Annotated in this window: 1 protein-coding gene and 1 pseudogene; both read right to left on the reverse strand. The window is 51.9% G+C overall.

Annotated elements, in window-relative coordinates; translation table 11 throughout:
- Positions 1 to 106: 106 nt before the first annotated feature.
- Positions 107 to 1,489: a photosystem II reaction center protein CP43 gene (psbC, locus tag IQ234_RS20670; RefSeq protein WP_193958450.1), complete on the reverse strand. Its 1,383-nt coding sequence runs from the start codon at positions 1,487 to 1,489 to the stop codon at positions 107 to 109.
- Positions 1,473 to 1,888: pseudogene (locus IQ234_RS20675) on the reverse strand (photosystem II D2 protein (photosystem q(a) protein)); the annotation flags it as partial. The gene psbC and the pseudogene IQ234_RS20675, both read right to left, overlap by 17 nt.

Below are 1,888 nucleotides of genomic sequence, written 5' to 3' on the forward strand. Positions count from 1 at the left end.
TCCCCACACCCTGCCCCCGGGAAAAGCTTTTTGCCGCAAACCCTATTTAACAGCAAAAAGGCTCCCGCCAACTAGACGGGAGCCGCTGCCATCGAACTAACCGAAATTAGTCGAGGTCAGGCATTGCCAATGCGGGTTCAGTCTCGCGGTCAATTCCTTTCTCGAAACCAGCGGCGGCGGCGCGAGCGCGTCCAGCGTGCCAGAGGTGTCCAATCAGGAAGAAGAAGGCGAGGGTGAAGTGAGAGGTAGCCAACCAAGCGCGAGGAGACACATAGTTAAACGAGTTAACATCAGTGATAACCCCACCCACAGAGTTCAAGGAACCTAAAGGAGCGTGGGTCATGTATTCAGCCGCGCGGCGTACTTGCCAGGGTTGTACGTCATTTCTGATTTTGTCGAGGTCTAAACCGTTAGGACCGCGGAGGGGTTCTAACCAGGGACCGCGGAAATCCCAGAAACGCATGGTTTCACCACCGAAGATGATTTCGCCAGTGGGAGAGCGCATCAGGTATTTACCTAGACCGGTGGGGCCTTGGGCAGAAGCGACGTTAGCACCTAAGCGTTGGTCACGCACCAAGAAGGTGAAAGCTTGCGATTGGGAAGCTTCCATACCAGTCGGACCGTAGAATTCACTGGGATAGGCGGTGTTGTTAAACCAAACGTAAACAGCGGCGATAAAGCCCATCATGGAAAGAGCACCCAAACTGTAGGACAGATAGGCTTCTCCAGACCAGATGAAAGCGCGACGCGCCCAAGCAAAAGGTTTGGTGAGAATGTGCCAGATACCGCCACCGATACAGATTAAGCCAATCCAGATGTGACCGCCGATGATATCTTCCATGTTGTTGACGCTGATAATCCAGCCTTCGCCACCGAAGGGAGCTTTGGTCAAATAACCAAAGATAACTGCGGGGTTGAGGGTAGGATTAGTGATGACGCGGACATCACCGCCACCGGGAGCCCAGGTATCATAGACACCGCCAAAGAACATGGCTTTAAATACCAACAACAGCGCGCCACAACCCAAGAGAATTAGGTGATAACCGATGATGTTGGTCATTTGGTTTTTGTCTTTCCAGTCGTAACCGAAGAAATTAGAGTATTCCTCTAGGGTTTCCGGTCCACGGATAGCGTGGTAGATACCACCAAAACCGAGTACAGCCGAAGAAATTAAGTGCAGAACACCGGCAACGAAGTAGGGGAAGGTATCGACTACTTCACCACCAGGACCGACCCCAAAACCGAGGGTAGCTAGGTGGGGAAGCAGGATTAAACCCTGTTCGTACATCGGTTTTTCGGGGATGAAGTGGGCGGTTTCAAACAGGGTCATTGCCCCGGCCCAGAAAACGATTAAACCAGCGTGGGCGACGTGAGCGCCGAGCAGTTTACCGGAGAGGTTGATAAGACGAGCATTACCAGACCACCAAGCGAAGCCGGTGGAACTTTGGTCACGACCACTAGCGGTAGGGATATTAGAGAGCGTTACCACGCGGGAGAACCTCCTCAGGGAAGATAAAGTTTTCGTGGGGTTGGTCTTGGGGAGCCATCCAAGCTCTCAGACCTTCGTTAAGCAGAATATTTTTAGTGTAGAAGGTTTCAAATTCCGGGTCTTCGGCCGCTCTCAATTCCTGAGAAACGAAGTCATAGGCCCGTAGATTAAGAGCTAATCCCACTACACCCACAGCACTCATCCATAAACCAGTCACGGGGACAAAGAGCATGAAGAAGTGTAACCAACGTTTGTTGGAGAAAGCGATGCCGAAGATTTGCGACCAGAAACGGTTCGCAGTGACCATGGAGTAGGTTTCTTCCGCTTGGGTGGGTTCAAAAGCTCGGAAAGTGTTGGAACCTTCACCGTCTTCAAACAGGGTATTTTCTACCGTCGCTC

The organism is Microcystis aeruginosa LEGE 91341 (assembly GCF_015206885.1).
Classification (GTDB): domain Bacteria; phylum Cyanobacteriota; class Cyanobacteriia; order Cyanobacteriales; family Microcystaceae; genus Microcystis; species Microcystis aeruginosa_H.